The organism is Celeribacter neptunius, assembly GCF_900113955.1.
Taxonomy (GTDB): Bacteria; Pseudomonadota; Alphaproteobacteria; order Rhodobacterales; family Rhodobacteraceae; genus Celeribacter; species Celeribacter neptunius.
This window is the reverse complement of the sequence record NZ_FORH01000003.1, coordinates 287,115-308,922: the sequence shown is the minus strand read 5'-3', so window position 1 is coordinate 308,922 and position 21,808 is coordinate 287,115. Positions and strand designations below refer to the sequence as shown.

The window sequence follows — 21,808 nt, the reverse complement described above, 5'->3', positions numbered from 1 at the left end:
CTCCGTTACTCCGCCGGATTGCGTGGAGCCTGACGGCGCGACCGCACGATCTGATAGCCCGTCCGGGTGAAGAAATAGCGGAACGGGGCAGCAAAGCCCGAAAGGATGTGAACCAGCCGGGTGAAGGGAAAGACGAGGAATATCGTCAGTCCGAGCACGATGTGCAACTTGTAGATCAGCGGGACATCGATGATGTGTTCGGCCACATCGGGCTGGAAGATGAACACGCCCTGGGCCCATTCCATGAACTTGATCACCTCGCCATGTTCGGCGGTGGCGATCGAATAGGGAACGCTGATCAGTCCGAGTGCGAGCTGGGCGATCAGCATGAGCAGGATGGTCGTATCCCAGAAGCTGGAGGTGGCGCGGATGCGTGGGTCGGACAGGCGGCGTTGCGCCAACATGATCCCGCCGGCGATGGCCGCGACACCGGCAATGCCACCGGCGACGGCGGCGAGCAGTTGCTTGGCCTCGGCATGGATGCCGATGGCCTCATAGATCTGGTGCGGAACCAGAAGGCCGAACAGATGTCCGAGGAAAATGAACAGAACCCCGACATGGAACAGGACCGATCCGATCACCAGCTGCTTGCGGCGCAACAGTTGCGACGATGAAGATTTCCAGGTGAAAGGATCGCGTTCATAGCGGGCGATGCTTCCCATGATCCCGACGCCGAGCGCGATATAGGGGTATATTCCGAAGAAGAAGTTGTGCATGGCGGCCTCCCTCAATTGGCCTGCGCCTGCGGCGCGGGTGTTACGGGTTGATCCATGCGCGACAGCATATCGCGCACCTGCGGGCATCCGGCGTTCGGGTCGGGACCAAATCGGACTTCGCTCTCTTCCCAGACGGCGTCGAGCGCTTCGAGATCGTCCGGATCGACTTCCGGTTGTTCCAGGAGCTCCGCGACGGCCTCTCTGTCCGGGTTGGTGCCGGCGATCTGCATGAGCGCCGCGAATACGGCACCATAGGGGCTCTCGCGGCGGACCAGCCGAGCGTTCAGCGCCTCGAAGATATGAGCCGCATCTGCCAGAATATCCTTGGTCTCGCCGAACGGACGGGTCGACAGGAATTCCAGCAGCACCGGCAAATGGTCCGGCAATTCCGTGGTGGCAGGCTCGAACCCGCCCTCACGGTAGGTTTCCATCAGCGATACCATCGCTCCGCCCCGGTCGCGACTTTCGCCGTGGACATGTTCGAACAGGTTCAGCGAGAGGGTGCGAGAGCGATCGAAAAGCATGACATATTGCTCTTCAAGATCGAAGATGTTCCGGCTGCCGAGCTCTTCGATCAGTGGGCGCAGGGCGCGCCGCGCGGCCGCCGTGAGCCGGGTTTCGGAGGCGAGGACACCGCCGATCTCTGGCATCGTTTTCTGCAGCTCCCGGGTCGGATAGCTCAGCAGCAGCGATAGAGATTTGAGCGTACGATCCATTGGGGGCGTCTCGGGGTGGCGTGTCATCCTCGGACCTCCTCTGGCATTTTCAGGGGTTTCTTGGCGCCGCCGAACAGGGAGCCTTTCGACATCCCTGTGGAACAGCCGTTGCCGTCGGTGAAGCCGCAGCCGCCACGCAGATCATAAGCCTCTTCGACCTGTTCGCGATGGGTCGTCGGAATGACGAACCGATCTTCGTAATCGGCCAAGGCCATGATCTTGTACATGTCCTCAATCATGCGCCCGGACAGGCCCACGCGTGCCGCCAAGCCTTCATCGACCACGCCTTCAACGCTTTTCGAGCGCATGTAGGCACGCATGGCCAACATCCGTTCGAGCGCCTGCGCGACCGGGGCCTCGTCGCCAGCGGTGAGCATATTGGCGAGGTAGCGGAGCGGAATTCGCAGGTTTTTCACGTCCGGCATGGCACCATCTGTGCCGATCGCACCCGCCTCGGCGGCGTTCTGGATCGGGGAGAGCGGCGGGATATACCAGACCATCGGCAAGGTCCTGTATTCGGGATGAAGCGGGAAGGCGACTTTCCATTCCATCGCCATCTTCCAGATCGGGCTTTCCTTTGCGGCCTTCAGCCAATCCTGGGGAATGCCTTGCTTGAGCGCCTCCTTGATGACTTCGGGGTCATTGGGGTCGAGGAAAACGCCAAGTTGGGCGTCATAGAGATCCATCTCCTCGGCCGCATTCGCCGCCTCTTCGATCTTGTCGGCGTCATAGAGCATCACGCCGAGGTAGCGGATGCGCCCGACACAGGTTTCCGAGCACACGGTCGGGTTGCCGCTCTCGATCCGGGGATAGCACAGCGTGCATTTCTCTGATTTGCCGGTGGACCAGTTGTAATAGACCTTTTTATAGGGGCAGCCAGACACGCACATCCGCCAGCCGCGGCATTTTTCCTGATCGATCAGGACGATCCCGTCCTCCTCGCGTTTGTAGATCGCCCCAGACGGGCAGGAGGCGGCACAGGCCGGGTTCAGGCAATGTTCGCACAGCCGGGGGAGATACATCATGAAGGTGTTCTCGTATTCCCCGTAGATCTGTTTCTGAATGCCCTCGAAATTGTAGTCCTGCGACCGTTTCTCGAATTCGCCGCCGAGGATTTCTTCCCAGTTCGGGCCTTTTTCGATCTTTTCGATCCGTTCACCAGTGATTTTGGAGCGCGGACGGGCGGTCGGGAAGGCCTTGCCCTCCGGTGCCGATTTCAGGTGGTCGTAGTCGAAGTCGAACGGTTCGTAATAGTCATCGATCTCAGGAAGATCCGGGTTGCCGAAGATATTGGCCAGGATCCGCCATTTGGCGCCCTGCTTCGGTTGCAGCTTGCCCGATTTCGTCCGGGTCCAGCCACCGTTCCAGCGCGATTGGTTTTCCCAATCGGTCGGGTAGCCGGTGCCGGGTTTGGTCTCGACATTGTTGAACCATGCGTATTCGACGCCGTCGCGGCTGGTCCATACGTTCTTGCAGGTGACGGAGCAGGTGTGGCACCCGATGCATTTGTCGAGGTTCAACACCATGCCGATTTGAGCACGTATTTTCATTCTGCTGCCTCCTTCGGGGTGGCTTCGTCGTCGAGCCAGTCGACCTTGTTCATCTTGCGTACGATGACGAACTCATCGCGGTTCGACCCCACGGTGCCGTAGTAGTTGAAGCCGTAGGATTGCTGGGCATAGCCGCCGATCATATGCGTGGGTTTGAGCACGGCGCGGGTGACCGAGTTGTGAATGCCGCCGCGGAGACCGGTTTTCTCGGAACCCGGCGTGTTCACGATTTTCTCCTGCGCGTGATACATGAAGGTCGTGCCGTCCTTCATGCGTTGCGACACCACCGCGCGGGCCGTCAGCGCCCCGTTGGCGTTGTACAGTTCCACCCAGTCGTTATCGACGATGCCCGCGGTTTTCGCGTCATTCTCGGAAATCCAGATCACCGGACCGCCGCGATTGAGCGTGAGCATCATCAGGTTGTCGGTATAGGTCGAATGGATGCCCCATTTCTGGTGTGGCGTGATGAAGTTCAACACGACATGCGGCGCACCGTTCTCGCTGTTGATCTCTGCCGTGACGGTCTTGAGATCCACCGGCGGGCGGTAGGACATGAAGCTCTCGCCGAAAGCCCGCATCCACAGGTGATCCTGATACAGTTGCTGACGGCCGGTGAGGGTGCGCCAGGGGATCAGCTCATGCACATTGGTGTAGCCGGCGTTGTAGCTCACATGTTCGCTCTCGATCCCCGACCAGGTCGGCGAGGAGATGATCTTGCGCGGCTGTGCGGCGATGTCGCGGAAGCGGATCTTGTTGTGATGCTCGCCCTCGGCCAGGTGCGCATGTTCGCGTCCCGTGGCCTTTTCAAGAGCTTGCCAGGCTTTCACCGCCACTTCCCCGTTGGTTTCCGGTGCCATCATCAGGACTGCCTCGGCGGCGTCGATTGCGGTGTCGATGATCGGGCGCCCCTTGGCAGAGCCGTCGAGACGTTCGCCATTGAGATCCTTCAGCGCCCGCACTTCGTCCTCGGTGTTCCAGGCGATTCCCTTGCCCCCGTTGCCGAGCTTGTCCATGAGCGGGCCAAGCGCCGTGAACCGGTCGTAGATCGCGGTATAGTCCCGTTCCACGGCGATATAGTTCGGCGCCGTCTTGCCGGGGATCAGATCGCATTCCCCTTTTTTCCAATCCTTGACCTGGTCTTGGGCGATCTCCGCCGGGGTATCGTGCAGGATCGGCAACGCCACCACATCGGTTTCCTGACCGAGATATCCGGGGGCTATCTCCTGGAATTTCTTGGCGAGGGATTTGAAGATCTCCCAATCGGATTTCGATTCATAAGCCGGGTCCACCGCCGCCTGAAGCGGGTGGATGAACGGGTGCATGTCCGAGGTGTTGAGATCGTCTTTTTCATACCAAGATGCGGTCGGCAGCACGATGTCGGAATAGACGCAGGTGGTCGACATGCGGAAATCGATCGTCACCAACAGGTCGAGCTTGCCGCGCGGCGCTTCATCGTGCCACTTGGCTTCCTTCGGCAATTGCTTGCCTTCCTCGCCCATATCCTTGCCAATCACGCCATTGTCCGTGCCCAGCAGGTGTTTGAGGAAATATTCATGACCCTTGCCCGACGATCCCAACAGGTTCGAACGCCATACGAAGAGGTTTCGCGGCCAGTTTTCCGGTGCATCCGGATCTTCGCACGACATTTCGAGCGCGCCTGATTTCAACTGTTCCGCGATATAGGGCGCAACCTCCTGACCGGCTTCCTTGGCGGCTTTCGCCACCTCGAGCGGGTTGGTCTTGAGTTGCGGTGCGGAGGGCAGCCAGCCCATGCGCTCTGCGCGGATGTTGTAATCGATCATACCCGCGTCCCAATCTCCTTCCGGAGCGGTGGGAGACAGGATTTCGCCCGCCGTGAGGGTCTCGTAGCGCCATTGATCGGTGTGTGCATACCAGGCCGAGGTCGAATTCATGTGCCGCGGCGGGCGTCCCCAATCGAGCGCGAAGGCCACCGGCAGCCAGCCGGTCTGGGGGCGCAGTTTTTCCTGTCCGACGTAATGGGCCCAGCCACCGCCGGATTGGCCGACACAGCCGCACATCACCAGCATGTTGATGATGCCACGGTAGTTCATATCCATATGGTACCAATGGTTCATGCCCGCCCCGATGATCACCATCGAACGACCATTGGTCTGTTCCGCATTTTGGGCGAATTCACGGGCCACATGCACGATCTTGGCACGATCGACACCGGTGATCTTTTCGGCCCAGGCCGGAGTGCCGGGGATGTCCTCGTCGAAATCCTGCGTCACCCATTCGCCGCCCAGACCACGATCCAGCCCATAATTGGCACAGAACAGATCGAAGACGGTGGCCACCGCCACTTCGCCCTCTGCGGTCTTGAGCCGTTTTACCGGAAGGTTCCTGGTCAAGACATTCGGGCGCTTGTCCCCAGTGGAGAAAGCCTCGGTCGCATCGGCGCCGAAGTAAGGGAAATCCACGCCGACCACATCGTCATGGTCGCCCTCGACGACCAGGGTCATCTTAAGTTTGGTCTCTGCCCCGGCAGCCTTTTCCTCGAGGTTCCATTCGCCCTGTTCTCCCCAACGATACCCGATCGAGCCATTGGGAGCGACGAGGCCGCCTGAAGCCTCGTCGATCGCGACGGTTTTCCATTCCGGATTGTTGTCTTCGCCGAGCTTGCCGTCGAGATCGTCGGCGCGCAGGAACCGTCCGGGGATGAGTTTCCCATCTTTTTTCTCGAGTTTCACGAGCATGGGGAAGTCGGAGTATTTGCGGCAGTATTCCTCGAAATAAGGGGCCTGACGATCGAGGTGAAATTCGCGCAGGATGACATGACCAAAGGCCATGGCGAGTGCCGCGTCGGTGCCCTGTTTCGCGTTCAACCAGACATCGCCAAATTTCGCCGCCTCGGAATAGTCGGGACAGATCACGGCGGATTTGGCGCCTTTGTAGCGCACCTCCGTGTAGAAATGAGCGTCCGGGGTCCGGGTCTGTGGCACGTTCGAGCCCCAGAGCAGGAGATAATTGGAATTGTACCAGTCGGCAGATTCCGGCACGTCCGTCTGTTCGCCCCAGGTCATCGGCGAGGCCGGCGGAAGATCGCAATACCAATCGTAGAAGGACATACAGGTCCCGCCCAGAAGCGACAGGTAGCGGGTGCCGGCCGCATAAGAGATCATCGACATGGCCGGGATCGGGGAGAAGCCGAAAATCCGGTCCGGACCATAGGTCTTGGTCGTATAGGCATTGGCTGCGGTGACGATTTCCGTGGCTTCATCCCAGCTCGCCCGCACGAAACCGCCCTTGCCGCGGGTCTCGACATAGCCCTGGCGCAGGATCGGGTCGCTTTGAATGGCGGTCCAGGCCTCGATCGGGCCCATGGTCTCGCGCATCTTGCGCCAGACCTTCATGAGCTTGCCGCGGATCAGCGGGTTCTTCACCCGGTTGGCGGAATAGAGATACCAGCTGTAGGACGCGCCACGGGCGCAGCCGCGCGGTTCGTGGTTCGGAAGATCGGGCCGTGTGCGCGGATAATCCGTTTGTTGGGTTTCCCAGGTCACGATCCCGGATTTCACATAGATTTTCCAGGAACAGGACCCGGTACAGTTCACGCCATGGGTCGAACGCACGATCTTGTCGTGGCGCCAGCGATTCCTGTAGGTGTCTTCCCAGTCCCGGTTTTCGCGCGTGACCTGTCCGTGGCCATCGGCGAAGCTTTCCAGCTCCTTGGGCTGAAAAAAATTCAGTCTATCAAGCAGGTTGCTCATTTCGGCTCTCCTTGGGGATGGCAGGGGGCCACGCACAGGGGCGTGCGTGACCCCGTTGTTGGGTCAGCAGGGGACAGGCGCGTTCTTGCGGCTGTAGAAGATCCAGGTGATCACGACGCAGAGAACGTAGAAGATCAGAAAGGCCCAGAGCGCACCGTTCGGCGCCCCGGTCATGCCAATCGAGGTGCCGTAGGCTTTCGGGATAAAGAAGGCACCATAGGCTGCGATCGCACTGGTGAAGGCGATGATGGCTGCACTTTCGCGCTCGGATTGCTTGAGCGTCGCGGCATCGTCGAGGCCTGGCATCAGGCGCGGGATTTCCTGACGCATGATCGAGGGGATCATCTGGAAGGTCGAGGCATTGCCGACACCGGTCAGGAAGAAGAGCGCCATGAAACAGGCGAAGAACCCCCAGAAATTGCCCGCAGGTGCGGCTTCGGACGGCAGGAACTGCAGCACGCCCCACACGGCGATGATCATGCCGAGGAAAGTCCAGAAAGTGACCCGGCCGCCACCGAAACGGTCGGAGATCCAGCCGGTTCCGGCGCGGGACAGCGCGCCCACGAGCGGACCGAGGAAGGCGTAGGACAGCACGTTGACGTCCGGGAACTGAGTTTTCATCAACAGCGGGAAGCCGGCGGAGTAGCCGATGAAGCTGCCGAAGGTGCCGGTGTAGAGAATGCACATGATCCAGTTATGCCGACGCGAGAAGATGATGGACTGCTCCTTGAACGAGGCCTTGGCATCGGCGATATCGTTCATGCCGAACCAGGCTGCGATCGCGCTTACGGCGATGAAGGGCACCCAGATGAAGCCCGCGTTCTGAATCCAGAGCTGGCTGTCATCCGCCAATGTGACGGGCTCGCCGCCGATGGCGCCAAACACGCCTGCGGTGATGACCATCGGAACGACAAATTGCATGACGGAGACGCCAAGGTTGCCGAGACCGGCATTGAGCGCCAAAGCATTGCCTTTGGTTTTCTTCGGATAAAAATACGCGATATTGGCCATCGAGGAGGCGAAGTTGCCGCCGCCGAAGCCGCACATCAGCGCCAGAAGCAGGAAGACCATGTAGGGCGTGTCCGGGTTCTGCACGGAAAACCCGATCCCGAGCGCCGGCAGAAGCAGCGATGCGGTCGACAATGCGGTCCATTTTCGGCCCCCGAAGATCGGGATCATGAAACTGTAGAAGATGCGCAGTGTTGCGCCGGACAGGCCGGGCAGGGCGGCCAGCCAGAACAGCTGGCCGGTGGAATAATCGAAACCGATTGCCGGCAGTTTTGCCACGACCACCGACCAGACCATCCACACCGAGAAGGCGAGGAGCAGGTTGGGAATGGAAATCCACAGGTTGCGGGTTGCGATGGATTTGCCGGTCTCGGTCCAGAATTTATCGTCTTCCGGACGCCAGTCGATCAGCGTGTGACCGTGGTTTTCGGGATGTGTTTGAGCAATCGCCATTGGGTTCTCCTCCACTTGGCGTTGGGATTGTTATGCGCGCCCCGCGCGGCGGGGCGCAGGTTGGTTTATTCCGCGGGTTGTCCGTCTTGCGCCGCCTGGGGCCGGCGCGCTTCAAGCGCGTTCAGGCCATGTTCGAGCGCGGCATTCGCCTTTTCCGCGCGACGGCGCAAAGTCTCGATATTCGCGATCGCAAAGGCGGCGCGCTCCTCGTCTTCCTGGCGGGTCGAGAACCGCACAAAGAAGGCGAGGAAGGAGGCGCACGCGACCACGATACCGAGCACCTGGAATGCTTCGGACCAGTCGATCATATTCTTGAAGAGGAACCCGGCCAGAACCGCGCCGGCATTGCCGCCGGCGCCCACGACACCGGCCACGGCGCCGAGCGCTTTCTTGTTGATGAAGGGAACGACGGAATAGGTGGCACCTTCGGCCATCTGGGTGAACAACGAGAAGACGATCAGCGAAGGCAGGGCGAGAAAGAGCACCTGCATCTGGCTGAAGATGATCAGGGCGATGCCTTCGAAGAGCAGACAGATGAACAGCCAGAAGCTGCGCCCTTTCAAGCCCCAGAGCGCCCCGAAATTGTCACCGAAAACCCCACCCAGGGTGCGGGCAAACAGGTTCATCAGGCCAAAGGAGGCGGCGACGAACCCGGCAGCGACGAGCGAGAGATCGAAGTAATCCGCAAAATAGAGTGCGGCGACGTTGTTCACGGTCAGTTCGATACCGAAGCAGGAGCCATAGATGACGAAGAGCACCCAGACCCGCGGGTCTTTGAGGGCGTTCATGTAGTTCCCGGTGACCTTTTTCTTTTCGGGCATCCGGTTTTGCGCCCGCAAATCGTCGAAGTTGCCGTCCGGCGCATCCTGGGTCAGGAAGAAATAAGCGATACCGATCAACAGAATGATGACGCCGACGACGACCATGGACAGGCGCCAGCCAACCGCCTCGGAAAAGCCGAAGCCGACAACGAAGACCGAGAACAGCAGAGGCATCACGAATTGCGTCACGCCACCGCCGAGGTTACCCCATCCGGCGGATGTCGCATTTGCCTGGCCGACGACGTTGGGGGCGAACATAACCGTTGTATGGTATTGGGTGATCACAAAGGATGCGCCGATGCCACCGATCAAGACGCGGAACAGCAGAAAGCTTTCGAAGTTCCAGCTTAGCCCGATTCCCATCACCGGAAGGGAGCCGATCACCAACAACCAGGTGTAGGCCTTCCTCGGCCCGATTCTGTCGCAGAGCCAGCCAATGAACAGGCGGGCAAAAATCGTGATCGACACGGAGCCGATGATGGCCCAGCCGATCTGATCCTTGGTCAGCATCAATTCATCACGCACGACGCTCATCAACGGCGCGATACCGAACCACGCGAAAAAACAGGAAAAGAACGCGAACCACGTCATGTGGAAGGTTCTGATCTGTGGCATTTTGACGTTCAGAAAGTTGGACCACAATGCGGTGGCCTTGTTTTCGAGCTCCATCGTTGTTCCCCTAATTGGCAGAGTGACGAAACGCCCGGAGAGGGCTTGGCCGACAAAAGAACGGAAGGGGCGAATTGGGACTTGATCTATATCACGAAATGCAGAAAATCTTGATATATAAATGACTTACATAAATTTGTCATGGGCGTGGATGGCATGTTTATGCAGTCGAATTGCACCTGATGTCTCTTGTGCTTGACATATTTTGCGCCAAGGCCTGACAATTGTCGGTGCGCAACAGGAGGTTGAAACACGATGCCAGCATTATCCCATCAGGATGTGCGGGAGCTTCACTTGTTCTCAGAAATGTCGGATGAGCATTTTCAGATGCTCATGCGGGGTGCCTATGTTCAGAATTTCCCGCCGCAGCTCGAATTGATCGAGGAGGGGGCCGCAAGCGACTTTCTCCACGTCCTTCTGTCCGGTTCCGTTGATCTCTTTTCCAGCTGGAACGGACGGGAAACGATCATGGCCACACTTCGCCCTGTGAACAGCTTCATTCTGGCTGCAACCATCAAGGATGCGCCTTATCTCATGTCCGCGCGGACATTGGAGAAGAGCCGTGTCGCCCTGATCCCCAGCGAGGATGTGCGCAAGGTCTTCGAATTGGACAATGCTTTTGCGCGTGCCATGGTGACTGAACTGGCGGAGTGTTATCGCGCTGTCATCAAGACGCAAAAGGAACAGAAACTGCGCACGTCGCTTGAACGCCTGGCGAATTACCTCTTGCGACATCAGAAACGTGAGGGTGTTTCGCATGAATTCGATCTGCCCTTCGAGAAGCGCCGTTTAGCCTCCTATCTCGGGATGACGCCGGAAAACCTCAGCCGCGCCTTCAAGGGGCTGCAGGCGTATGGCGTCACGATCGATGGGCAGCATATTACGATTTCGGATCAGGCAGACCTCGAGCGTTTTGCAAAACCGGATCGTCTTTTGGACGACCCTTTTTATTGAGATATGCTCGGTGCGGCCGCAGTTCATGACGTTTATGCACGCACCATCACGAAGTCGAATTCGGAGAGCCAGGAGGTCTCGGAACCGTCCGTCTTGGTGAAAGGGGCGACCAGCGTTTCCTTGACGCCGAACACCGTGTCGTCGCCGATATAGCTGTCATCGCCGACGAATGTATGCGTGACGATGGTCTGATGGCCCTCGGCGGTCACAAGGAAATGCATATGGGCCGGACGATAGGGATGCCGCCCCAGCGCGCCCAGAAGCTTGCCCACCGGACCGTCGTCGGGGATCGGATAGCTCACCGGTTTGATGCCGACAAAGCTGTAGCTGCCGTCCTCGCGGGTGATAAACCGGCCCCGGTTGTTCCATTTCGGCTGAATATCCGGCTGTTGCACATCGTAATAGCCGTCCGAATTGTCGCTCCACACATCAACGCAGGCGCCCGCGATGGGCGTGCCGTCAGTGTCGAGCACCTTGCCGGTGAACAGACAGGGCTCACCCTTGCCGTCGAGCGAAATGGTCTCGCCAAACTCACGGACCGGCGCATTGGCCACATGAAACGGACCGAAGACAGTGTTCTCGGTCGCGCCTTCGGGCCTGCGGTTGCTGATCGCGTCGACCAGCATCGAGAACCCGAGGATGTCGGAGAGCAGGATGAACTCCTGCCGCTCCTCTGTGCAGATCTGGCCCGTCCGTGTCAGGAAATCGATGGCGATGTCCCATTCCTCCTGGCTCAGATCGACGTCCTTGGCGAAGGCGTGCAGATGGGTCACGAGGCTGGCCATCACCTCTTTCAGGCGCGGATTGATCGCGTCGCCCATACGCGCGTTCACCACCTCGGCGGAGCGCTCCTCGGAAAAATATTTGCTCATGTTGGTCTCCTATTCTGCTCTTAACTGCCGATTTCCAGCGACCCGGTCCGGCGACGGCGCAGCTGTGCCGAAAGCGCAATCGCAAGCACCACGGCGGCCCCGTTGAACACATCGGTGATCCACGGCTGGATGCCCACAAGCGACAGGCCACTGATCGTTGTGCCGAGAAAGAAAATCCCGATCAACGTGCCCTGCACCGTGAACTTGCCCGGCTCCCATGTGGTCGCGCCAAGGAAGGCGGCGGCCAGTGCCGGCAGGATAAAGGTGATGCCGACGAGCTGCGGGCCTGCATTGCCCTGTGCGCCGATCTGGAGCACTCCGGCGACGCCCGCGAGGCTGCCCGCGATGACAAAGCTCTGCATCACGACTCGCTTGGTGCGGATGCCTGCCAGTCGTGCGGACTCGGCGTTGGAGCCGACCGCCGCGAGATTGCGGCCATAGGGCGTCTGGGTCAGCAGGAACCAGGCCGCCGCCGCGATGAGCGCCATGAGGATGAACAGCACCGGAATGCCGAACACCGATTGGATCGAGATATTGGTCAGGACGGGTGAGAGGCCGCTGCTGATCGGAATGCCGTTGGTGTAGCCGGTCACGATGCCGCCAAGGATCGTCGCGATCCCAAGCGTGCCAATGATCGAGTTGACGCCGAGATAGGCCACGATGGTGCCATTGATCGCCCCGATCAAGGCGCCGGCGCCAATGCCGATGACAATGCTGACGACAAGCGGCAGATCGAAATGGCTCATAGCGGAGGCGGTGGCAATCGCGGACAGGCCCAAGGTGGCCCCGACGGAAACGTCGAACCGTCCACCGATCAGGGGCACGATCAGGGCAATCGCCGTGACCGCCATCACCGGCTGCACCGTCGCGATGCTGCGGAAATTGGCATAGGTCGCGAAGGTGTTCGGGCGCAGCCCGCTGAACACCACGATCACCAGAAGCAGCAACAGGATCAGCCCCGCGCGCTCGATGAATTCGGTCCTTTTAAAGCCCTGTCCGGCCGGTTTTTTCAGAGCCTGAGTAGGAAGGGTTTGGGTATCTTTGGCGAGTGTCATGCGGCATCCTTTCCGCTGCTGGCGAGAACCAGATGGGTCATTGTCTGTCGGTTAATGTCCTGGCCCGAAAGCTCATCGGTGATGCGACCGTCCCGCAGGACGATCACGCGGTCGCAAATCTGGGCAAGCTCATCGAAATCGGAGCTGACGGCGATCACGGACATCCCGTCCTTGAGGCTGCCGCGGATCGAGGCGTAGAGATCTTCGCGCGCGCCGACATCGACGCCCTGGGTTGGCTCATCCAGCAAAAGCAATTTCGGCTTGCGGCGCAGCCAGCGGGCCATCACCACCTTTTGCTGATTGCCGCCCGAGAGAGACGAGATCAGCGCTGCGTCGTCGGCAGTCTTGATCCGGTAATTTGCGACGGAGCGCAGCGCTTCCTTGCGCTCGGCTTTGCCATTGATCCGACCGCGTCGGGCAAAACGGCCCAGATCGGCAATCGACAGATTGTGCCGCACCGACAGCCCTTGAAACACGCCTTCGCGATTGCGATCTTCCGGCACGAGCGCCACACCGGCCTTCATGCCTTCGCGCACTTCCTTGAAGGCAACGGGCTGGCCGTCGAGGGCAATACTGCCACCCTCATGCGCCAGATCGCCGAAGAGTATGCGCAGGATTTCGGTGCGCCCGGAGCCCAAGAGGCCAGCAATGCCAAGCACTTCGCCCGGCGCGACATCGAAACTCACGTCCTGCAGCGGGCCGCCCGCAAGGTTGCGCACCTCGAGACGCGGCTGCGTCGTTGCAACGGGGGCTTTCGCATGCGCCGACGCGTAGGATTTCTCAAGGCTGTGCCCGACGATCAATTCGATCAGATCGGTCTCCGAGAGACCTTCGGTCGGGCGGGTGACAACATGGTGACCATCGCGCAGGATCGTCACGTCATCGGTGAGCTGGATCACCTCATCGAGGCGGTGGCTCACGTAAATGATCGTATGTCCCTCTGCCGCAAACCGCCGAACAGCGTCGAGCAGAATATCGACCTCATGGTCGGGCAGGGAGGCAGTGGGTTCGTCGAGCACCAGCGCGGAAACGGCGTTTTTATCGGCGTCCTGAAGCGCGCGGGCGATGGCGATCATCGTCTGTTCCGCCTGTCGCAGATCGCCGACGATATCATCGGCCTTGGCCGCAATCTCGAACCTGTCGAGCAGCTCTTGGGCGTGTGTATGCAGCTCTTTCCAGCGGATTTTGCCCGCCGTCGTCGGAAACTTGGCCCCGATGGCGATGTTTTCGGCCACCGTCATCGCGGGGAAGACCGCCGGGTTCTGGTGCACGAAGCGCAACCCCAGAGACCGCGCCAGTTCGGGCGTCATGTGATCGGCGGAGACCTTGGTGCCGAGAAACTCGATCTCGCCGCCATGTTCGGCCGTCTGAACCCCGGCCAGCGCCTTGATCAGGGTCGATTTTCCCGATCCGTTGCCGCCCAAGAGCCCGTGAACCGCACCCGCGCGGATGTCAAAGGACACCCCATCCAGCGCCTGTGTCTGGCCAAAGGATTTGGACAGGTTGCGGATGCGCAGGGCGTGCGACGGGCCTGTCGTGTCTGTTGTGTGTTGCATGTTGGTTTTCCTCCTGCCGAGCTGTGCCGCAGGGGCACAGAGGGACATGTGGCGCGCCTGAGTATGGGAAGAGGCCGCCACATGTCCCGGCGTGTCGGGGATGCCCCCGGCACGACCGTTCGTTTATCCGTTCCAGATCGAAAGATAGGCGGCGCGGAAATCCACGGGCGGTTCCAGCATCTCCCCCGACGCGGGCAGGTTGTGCTCCGCATCGACGAACATGAACCCGGTGCCTTGGCTCGGCATGTCCTCCGGCGCCTCGCCCGCCTGGACGCGGTTCATCGTGTCGGCCACGGCCCAGCCGAACCATTTGAACGGCAGCCCGATGGAGAAGGTCTGCGTGCCGGAGCGGATCTGCTCGAAATTGTTCGGGAAGCCTTCGCCGCCGCCCACGATCAGATCGCGCCGCCCGGTTTGGCGCACGGCGGTCTGAAGCCCAAGCTCCATGAGCGCGTCGATGCCGTATTCCACGGCCACCGCATCGGGGTTCTGAAGCAACGCCGATTGCCAGATTTGCGTTGCCGGGCTGGGCACCTGACCAAAGTTGAAGGTCGATTCCGCGACCTCACAACCCTCGCATTTGCCGATGATGTCCATAAAGCCCTGATGGTTCGACTGCTGAACCTGTTGGCTGGTTTCGGCGATGGAGACGATCTTGCCCTCGCCGCCGGTCTTGGCGATCACGTAATGCGCGCGCAATTCGCCGAAACGGTAGTAGAAATCCCGCGCATCGGTGGAGCCCAGCATGTTGACCGAGGCGGTGAACAGCGGCTCTTCCGCGCCGAACACATCGGCGCTGCAATCGATCGACTGAACCGAGACAACGGGCACGCCGTCGGCCTTGGCCTGAAGCAGGGCGCTTTTGATACCCGGGCAATCGAAGGCCGAGATGGCGATGCCGTCGACCTTGGCGGCCACCGCCTGGCGGATGATGTCGCTGGCAATCGAGGGCGTCGCCTTGCCGTCCTGAATGCTGACGGTCCAGCCGAGATGTTCAGCGGCCTCTTCAAAGCCCGCGGCCTGCTGGGCGCAGAGCACAAAGGCCTGTCCGCAGGAAATATACCAGATGTTCTTGCCCTCGACGGCGGCCGGGCCGGAGCTTGGCGGCGCCTCGTAGAGACCGGCGTAGCCCTGTTCGACGATTTCGGTCGATTGCGCCACGATGTCGGCGGTTTCGGCCTGTGCCGAGACGGCCATGGCCGCGCCAAGGAGCGTTGTGGCAAGCGCTGCCCCCCGTCCTTTGGCCGTGTAAGAATATGTCATTGTACGTCCTCCCTTACTGGCTCTCATGAGCCTTTTGATCATGAGCTTTCTGATCACGAACTTCCTGATCCGGCCCCACCCTCCCGCAGGCCCGTTTCCCGATCAGCGGGCGCCGCGATTGTCGACGCGCATGCTGAACGGATGAATGTTGATCTCTTGCCAAATCCCTGCGGCATGGAACGGATCGTTCGCGTTGAACTGTTTCACCGCGTCGATGCTCTCCGCCTCGACGATGAACATGGAGCCGATCATCGTCTCGTGGTCGTCGGCCAGCAGCGGCCCCGACACCACCGAGGCGACCGGCGCCGAGGCGAGGTAGCTTTTGTGTGCGTCATAATGCGCCAGCCGATCCGCGACTTTGCCGGGGTGATCGAGGCAGTGGATAACGAACAGCATGGTATCTCCTTCGCGGTGTGGCAGATATGCGGGGTCTGGCAGGGGGCGACGCCTGTCGCCCCCTGTGGTCCTTTGATGACTATGGCCTTTTGACTATGCCATCTCCCAAAACATGGGAAAATCTGGGGTTTTCGGGAAAGTTTCTTGCGAATTTCGCAAGAAAACTACGCTCCCGCCATCACGCTTCGTAAAGCGGCAGCGGCACCGGGGGCTGCGGGATGAAACCGCCATTTTCGTCCATGACTTCGTTGAGGAAATCATGCGAGCTTTCGAGCTTGGCCACCGCCGCCTCGGGATCGACGTGCAACAGAGGCCCGCCCTGTTTGACGATCTTGCCATCCACCAGAACCGTGTGAACATTGCGGCTGTTGGCCTGCGACACGACCATGCTGCACGGGTCCTTGCGGTTCCAGCCGGCAAAGGCGATGCCGCGCATGTCCAAGAGCACGATATCCGCGCGTTTGCCCGGCGTCAGAGAGCCGGTGATGTCGTCGACGCCCGCGGCACGGGCGCCGTTGATCGTCACCCAGGCCAGCGCATCGCGGGTCGTCCAGTGGATTTTTTTCGGGTGGCTGAAGTTCTCGTAATGCACCGCGTCGCCATGCCAGCGGGTGCATTGCAGCACAAGACGCGCGTGGGCGAGCATGTCGCCGCTGGTGCTGCTGGTGCAATCCATGCCGAGGCTCGGGCCGGCTTCGGTATAGCGCGTCGCCTCGACGGCCACCGGAAAGCCCATGCCCATCTGCATCTCGGTTTCCGCGCAGAGCGTCACGGAGGCGCCGGAGCCATCGAGAATGTCCCATTCTTCCGGATTGGTGAAGGTCATATGCACGAGGTTCACATCCGGCCCCAAAAGCCCGTGTTCGGACAGGGTGTGCATGTCGCGCATCCCGCCGTCGGGCACCGCGACCTGATTGCTGTGGAAGGTGATCCGGGCGTTCAGCTCACGCGCCAGATCGAACTCCTGCTCCACCTCTGCGGCGGGGGCGATGGCCAGTTCCTGTGGCGCGATGCCGAAGCGCAGAAGGTCATCGTCGCCGAAATATTCCTTGCGGATCTCGCGCGCGGTCTCATAGCGCCAGTTGTGGCTGAGATCGGCCTTTTCATTGCCTTCGGACAAGCCGCGCCCATCGGCAAAGGTGTTCTCCGTCACCGGCACCATGCCATGCCCATAGAGACCCCGCACGCCGGAGGCCTTGAGCCCCTCGACCGAGGCGCGGGCGTAATCTTCGTTGATGATGTTGTGGCAATAGTCCACCAGACCGGTCACGCCGTTCTCAAGACAATCGAGCCCGCCGGCATAGTTCGCGGCATACATGTCCTCGGGGCGATAGAGCGTCGCCATCTGGATGCGGAACCCGCGCAGGTAATCGGGAATACGCCCGTCGGCGAGAATGCCGCGCAGGCCCGTCTGCCAGGTGTGGCGGTGTGCATCCCAGAGGCCCGGAATGGCGATCATGCCCGCGGCGTCGATGATCTTTGCATCCACGCTGGCCTCCGCGTCGATGTCGGGGCGGATCTCCTTGATCTCGCCGTCCTCGATCAGGATGTCGGCGGTCTCGAAATCGCCGATACGGTCGTCCATCGTCACGACGGCGGCGTTCTTGATCAAAATTCTGGTCATACTCTCTCTCCCTTGATGTCGGTGCATGTCCTGTCCCGACCGCAGGCTGTGCGGCGCCCGGGGACAGATCGGCAATTCTTGCTGTGCTCAAATTTCGTGGTGCTCAGACTTTCTGAGCCAGAGTGGCGCGGCCCTGCGTGTCAGGCGCCGGCCATGTGCGGAGGAAGCCCGGCAAGGTTGCCAAGCTCCGGATAGTGTTCGGCCAAGGCGGCGGCCATGGCATCGCGGTTGGTCTCGTCAAAGGGCATCTCGCCCGCCTCGATGCGCTCGGCCATGGCGACGGTGAGTTCATTGAGCGGTGCGCGCAGCCCGTTTTTGTGTGCCACTTCCGCGACATGGCCGTTCAACCCGTGCACCTCGTTGCGACGTCCCTTGCGCCAGTCCTGCAAACAGGTGGTTTCCGTGTCCGGCAGGCAGAAGGACGACAGCACCTTGCCAAAAAGCGCATCCGCAAAGGCCGCCGGATCGGAGGTGTCAACATCCTCGGGCATGCCGAGGATCGGCATCAAAACCGCCCCGTCCGCGGCGGCGGCGGCCACCGCTTCGCGACCGGCGGCCAGCATGAAATTCAACAGCGCCGGGTCTTTCGCCGCGTGCATCAACGGCAGGCCCACAAGTGCAGAGGTCACCAGCTCGGCGGCATTGACCGCCAGCTTCATCCATTTCGCGGAGTGAATATCCGCCACAACATCGACGGTCCCGGCGGCGCGCAGTACCTCTGCCGCCAGCGCAACACGCTCCGCACCGACCTCGGCACTGTCTTCGAGCGCGAACCAGCTTTCTTCACGCGAGCTTTGCCGGTCGACTCGGCCCGGCGTGTACATATTGGCGGTGACCTCGATCACCGCGCCAAGGCAGCGATCCGGTCCGACGATCGAGGCGATTGTGTCGCGTGTCATGCCGTTTTGCATGCCGATGACCACACCGTCTTCGGCCAGCATCGGCTTGATCAACTCGACCGCCCAACGGGTATCATAGGCCTTCATGCCGAGATAGACGAGATCGAAGCTCTGGCGCAATTGGGCCACTTCGCAAAGGTGCCTGACGGTGACCTCCGTCGTCTCCGACCGTCCGCCCGGCATTTCGACGATGATGCCATGCGCGCGCATCGCCTCGACATGGGCGGGCCATTGCTCGATCAGGGTCACATCATGGCCCGCGCGGGTCATGTCCGCCGCGATCCCGGCGCCGTTCGCACCGGTCCCAAGATAGGCGATCCGCGGTTGTGTCATTCTGTGTCCTCCCTGAGCCGGCGCCTGCTCCACCAGGTGCTGTTGTCTGTCATGAAAGGCGGCGACTTGTGCGTTTGTGCTCGGCCTTTCGGTTGCCCTGATCTTAGGAGCGCAAATCTTTGCATGTCCAGAGAGCCGTCAGGGGGCGAGAGGGTGCCAAGCGCCCAATTGCCCCAAATTTTGCATAAGTCGGTGGGACCGTTTTGGCGGCTGAGAACCTATGCGAACGAGAGTTGCGGAAAGGTGGGGTGTTGAAAATAAAGTCATTGTTATCAATTTGATATAATCTATTTGACTTGGTGTCGCAGACGCCTGGTCGCAACGGGAAGGGGGGAGGTGAGCCTGTCGAAAGAGCCTTCGAAAGCGGCATAATTGCAGAATTTGCAAAGATGTTTCCCACCTCTTCCACGTTCCCAATGTGCGCTTCTGCTGCCAAGTTTTCACCCGCAATCCTTGCTGAGGAAGACTGCAAAGAAACACCATCGCGCGCCCTGAGGGAGACGACAGGACGTCCTGGCCGATCCCCCCGCGAGACCGGAGAGAAGACCATGCACAGCTTTACCTACACCGCGAATCCCGGACGTATCCTGTTCGGCTTTGGCAAGCTTGAGGCCCTGGGGGAGGAGATCCGGGCCGCCGGGATGACACGCGTTCTGTTGCTCTCCACACCGCAGCAGGTCGATCAGGTGCAGGCCCTGTCCGACACGCTTGGCGATCTGAGTGCCGGGGTGTTTTCCGACGCTCGGATGCACACGCCCGCGGAGGTCACCGAACAGGCGCTCAAATATCTGAAATCCGTTGGGGCCGACGGGATCGTGTCGCTGGGCGGGGGCTCCACCATTGGTTTGGGCAAAGCTTTGGCTCTGCGGACAAATCTGGGTCAGATCGTCATCCCGACCACCTATGCCGGCTCCGAAATGACACCCATCCTTGGCGAAACCGCCGATGGGGTGAAACGTACGCTCAGGAGCGAAAAGGTGCTGCCGGAGACGGTGATCTATGATGTCGATCTGACCATGACCCTGCCTGCCGCCATGTCTGGGCTGAGCGGTATGAACGCCGTCGCGCATGCGATCGAGGCGCTCTATTGTCGGGAGGCGAACCCTGTCACGTCGCTGATCGCGGCGGAAGGGGTGCGGGCTCTGACCGAGGCGCTACCGCGCATTGCCAAGGACCCTGCGGATCGCGCCGCGCGCTCGGACGCGCTTTATGGGGCGTGGCTCTGCGGCACCTGTCTGGGCACCGTCGGCATGGCGCTGCATCACAAGCTCTGCCATGCGCTGGGCGGGGCCTTCGATCTGCCGCATGCCGCGACTCACACGATCGTTCTGCCGCATGCGCTGGCCTACACGGCGCCGGCGATTCCGGAGGTCATGGCGCGGCTGCGCGAGACGCTGAACACGGATGATCCGGCGCGGCGTCTCTATGAGATCGGGTGTGAGATTGGCGCGCCCGAGGGGCTCAAAGCGCTCGAGATGCCGGAAGAGGGCATTGCCCGGGTCGTCGATTTGAGTTTGGAAAATCCCTATTGGAATCCGCGCCCGCTGGACCGTGAGGGGCTGACGCTCTTGCTCGAGGATGCCTTCCACGGCCGGCCGCCGTCGCAGCATTGATGCGAAAAGCCCCTTCCGATTTCGGAAGGGGCTGGATCAGGTCTCAAACCTGTGCCGCAGGTCGATAGTCCACTTGATGCCGGGCGATCCGCAGGGTGCCCAGATCTTCGCGCACCTTCAGATGCAGCGGGTGATTGGCATAGGCGGCGAGCGCCTCCCGGGAGTCAAAAACCGAATAGAGTACGATATCGCAGGCATAATCCACGGCGCTTTCGTCGATGCCGATTTCAAGTTCGATGAGACCGGGAATGGCGTCCCGCAGGCCCTCGAATTTCTCTTTGACGACCTGTGCTGCCTTGCTGCGCTCCTCTGCGGTTTGCCCTGACATGTTCCACATGACGATATGTTTGATCACGATTTTCCTCCCAGTACGCGCCTGCGCGCGAGGACCGCAAAAGCCGCAACGCGCATTTTCTTTATCAAGTAGAGTCCCAAACTACCTTTCCGCCTTCCGAAAGAAATCGCCCGGTTCGGAAAAGATATTTGCTTATTTTGCAATAATAACCCGAGATTATTTCTGTCGTGATCGCTAACATCAAACGTGGAGGCAAACATGGAAGGGGAGGTCCATGGATCGGTTTACGGAAATAGAAGTGCTCGTGCAGATCGTCGAGCAGGGCAGCATCAGCAAGGCCGCCGAGATTCTGGGACAATCCGTCTCGGCCACAAGTCGCCACCTTGCCTCTCTCGAAGAGCGTCTTGGCGTGCGCCTGGTCAATCGCACCACGCGGCGGATTTCCTTTACCGAGGAGGGCGAGCTGTTTTGTTCCTATGGCAAATCCATCCTGTCGGAGCTCCAGGATGCCGAGGCCCTGGTCGGCAGTGTTTCGCATTCGCCTTCGGGCACATTGAAACTGACGGCTTCGACCTCGTTTTCGATGCTGCACCTGATGCCACTGATCCCGGAATTCACCCGCAAATACCCGCGCATCCATGTCGATATCGCGGCCTCGAACCGCTATCACGACATCATCGAGACCGGCGTCGATCTGGCCATTCGCACCCGGCGCGTCGAAGAAGACAGCTCGATCACCATGCGCAAGCTGGCCAAGACCCGGCGCCGCCTTGTCGCCTCGCCGGATTACATCGGCGAAATGGGGATGCCGCGCCATCCTGAGGACCTCGAACGTCACCGCATGATGATCTACATGCTCGCCGACGACCCTTTGAGACTGCACATGCAAAAGGGCAATTCCCGCACCACGATCAATGTCACCCCGACGCTGACCAGCAACGAGGGACAGCTTTTGATGGCGGCGGCGCGTGACGGCATGGGCATCATCGCCCAACCGTCTTATATCGTGCAGCAAGACCTGGAGGCCGGGCGTCTGGTCCGCGTGCTCGATGATTGGGACCTGCCGCAGCTTACCATCAATATCGCCTTTCCGGCCCGTCGGCACATGCCCGCCAAAACGCGGCTGTTCATCGAATTCCTGTCGGATCACTTCAAGGCCAACAACTACGAGGACATCTGGCTTTCGTGAGAGAGGCGTCAGACCGTGTCGAGCGGGGACAGCCTGACTGCGGCGGTGATCTCTGTTACCTTGTGGGCCGGGAGCTGGCCTCTATGTTCCACAGC

The 21,808-nt window shown here is 60.4% G+C and carries 17 protein-coding genes; 3 read left to right on the top strand and 14 right to left on the bottom strand.

Features of this window, described 5'->3' with window-relative positions; genetic code table 11:
• Positions 1–5 precede the first annotated feature (5 nt).
• The 6 genes from narI to BM151_RS10190 all read right to left on the bottom strand — a co-directional run bounded on the left by narI (position 6) and on the right by BM151_RS10190 (position 9,664).
• A complete protein-coding gene (gene narI / locus BM151_RS10215) occupies positions 6–716 on the bottom strand; it encodes a respiratory nitrate reductase subunit gamma (RefSeq protein ID WP_090060605.1) in 711 nt (236 codons plus the stop codon).
• A gap of 11 nt (positions 717–727) precedes the next feature.
• Positions 728–1,432 (bottom strand): nitrate reductase molybdenum cofactor assembly chaperone, encoded by a 705-nt coding sequence (gene narJ / locus BM151_RS10210; RefSeq protein WP_090060604.1) that lies wholly within the window; start codon positions 1,430–1,432, stop codon positions 728–730.
• A 23-nt stretch (positions 1,433–1,455) separates the two neighbouring features.
• Positions 1,456–2,982: a nitrate reductase subunit beta gene (gene narH, locus BM151_RS10205; protein ID WP_090060602.1), complete on the bottom strand. Its 1,527-nt coding sequence runs from the start codon at positions 2,980–2,982 to the stop codon at positions 1,456–1,458.
• Positions 2,979–6,713 (bottom strand): nitrate reductase subunit alpha, encoded by a 3,735-nt coding sequence (locus BM151_RS10200; protein ID WP_090060600.1) that lies wholly within the window; start codon positions 6,711–6,713, stop codon positions 2,979–2,981. Before BM151_RS10200 ends, narH begins: the two co-directional genes overlap by 4 nt.
• Positions 6,714–6,776: 63 nt before the next feature.
• A complete protein-coding gene (locus BM151_RS10195; RefSeq protein WP_090060598.1) occupies positions 6,777–8,174 on the bottom strand; it encodes a NarK family nitrate/nitrite MFS transporter in 1,398 nt (465 codons plus the stop codon).
• 65 nt (positions 8,175–8,239) lie between these two features.
• Positions 8,240–9,664 (bottom strand): MFS transporter, encoded by a 1,425-nt coding sequence (locus BM151_RS10190; RefSeq protein ID WP_090060597.1) that lies wholly within the window; start codon positions 9,662–9,664, stop codon positions 8,240–8,242.
• A 255-nt stretch (positions 9,665–9,919) separates the two neighbouring features.
• Here BM151_RS10190 and BM151_RS10185 point away from each other — a divergent pair, with 255 nt between their 5' ends.
• Entirely contained in the window at positions 9,920–10,618 is a 699-nt protein-coding gene (locus tag BM151_RS10185; RefSeq protein ID WP_090060595.1) for a helix-turn-helix domain-containing protein, read from the top strand.
• A 32-nt stretch (positions 10,619–10,650) separates the two neighbouring features.
• Here the strand turns inward: BM151_RS10185 and BM151_RS10180 are convergent, their stop codons facing one another.
• From BM151_RS10180 to BM151_RS10150, 7 genes are all read right to left on the bottom strand, one after another.
• Positions 10,651–11,490 (bottom strand): intradiol ring-cleavage dioxygenase, encoded by an 840-nt coding sequence (locus tag BM151_RS10180; protein WP_090060593.1) that lies wholly within the window; start codon positions 11,488–11,490, stop codon positions 10,651–10,653.
• A 20-nt stretch (positions 11,491–11,510) separates the two neighbouring features.
• On the bottom strand, positions 11,511–12,545 hold the full coding sequence (locus tag BM151_RS10175) for an ABC transporter permease (protein ID WP_090060591.1): 1,035 nt from the start codon (positions 12,543–12,545) through the stop codon (positions 11,511–11,513).
• On the bottom strand, positions 12,542–14,101 hold the full coding sequence (locus BM151_RS10170; protein ID WP_090060589.1) for a sugar ABC transporter ATP-binding protein: 1,560 nt from the start codon (positions 14,099–14,101) through the stop codon (positions 12,542–12,544). The genes BM151_RS10175 and BM151_RS10170 overlap by 4 nt, the downstream gene beginning before the upstream one ends.
• Before the next feature lie 123 nt (positions 14,102–14,224).
• Positions 14,225–15,364, bottom strand: a complete 1,140-nt coding sequence (locus tag BM151_RS10165; RefSeq protein WP_177213090.1) for a sugar ABC transporter substrate-binding protein — start codon at positions 15,362–15,364, stop codon at positions 14,225–14,227.
• A gap of 102 nt (positions 15,365–15,466) precedes the next feature.
• Positions 15,467–15,760 (bottom strand): YciI family protein, encoded by a 294-nt coding sequence (locus tag BM151_RS10160; RefSeq protein ID WP_090060586.1) that lies wholly within the window; start codon positions 15,758–15,760, stop codon positions 15,467–15,469.
• A gap of 178 nt (positions 15,761–15,938) precedes the next feature.
• Positions 15,939–17,384, bottom strand: coding sequence for an amidohydrolase family protein (locus BM151_RS10155; protein WP_090060584.1), 1,446 nt, complete (start codon positions 17,382–17,384; stop codon positions 15,939–15,941).
• Positions 17,385–17,524: 140 nt separating this feature from the next.
• On the bottom strand, positions 17,525–18,616 hold the full coding sequence (locus tag BM151_RS10150) for a ketopantoate reductase family protein (protein ID WP_090060582.1): 1,092 nt from the start codon (positions 18,614–18,616) through the stop codon (positions 17,525–17,527).
• Between the two features lie 548 nt (positions 18,617–19,164).
• On the opposite strand from BM151_RS10150, the gene BM151_RS10145 reads away from it, so the two are divergent.
• Positions 19,165–20,229, top strand: a complete 1,065-nt coding sequence (locus BM151_RS10145) for a maleylacetate reductase (protein ID WP_090060579.1) — start codon at positions 19,165–19,167, stop codon at positions 20,227–20,229.
• A 43-nt stretch (positions 20,230–20,272) separates the two neighbouring features.
• On the opposite strand, the gene BM151_RS10140 is transcribed toward BM151_RS10145, so the two are convergent.
• Positions 20,273–20,584, bottom strand: coding sequence for a Dabb family protein (locus BM151_RS10140; protein WP_090060577.1), 312 nt, complete (start codon positions 20,582–20,584; stop codon positions 20,273–20,275).
• Between the two features lie 214 nt (positions 20,585–20,798).
• On the opposite strand from BM151_RS10140, the gene BM151_RS10135 reads away from it, so the two are divergent.
• Entirely contained in the window at positions 20,799–21,713 is a 915-nt protein-coding gene (locus BM151_RS10135) for a LysR family transcriptional regulator (RefSeq protein ID WP_090060575.1), read from the top strand.
• Positions 21,714–21,808 lie beyond the last annotated feature (95 nt).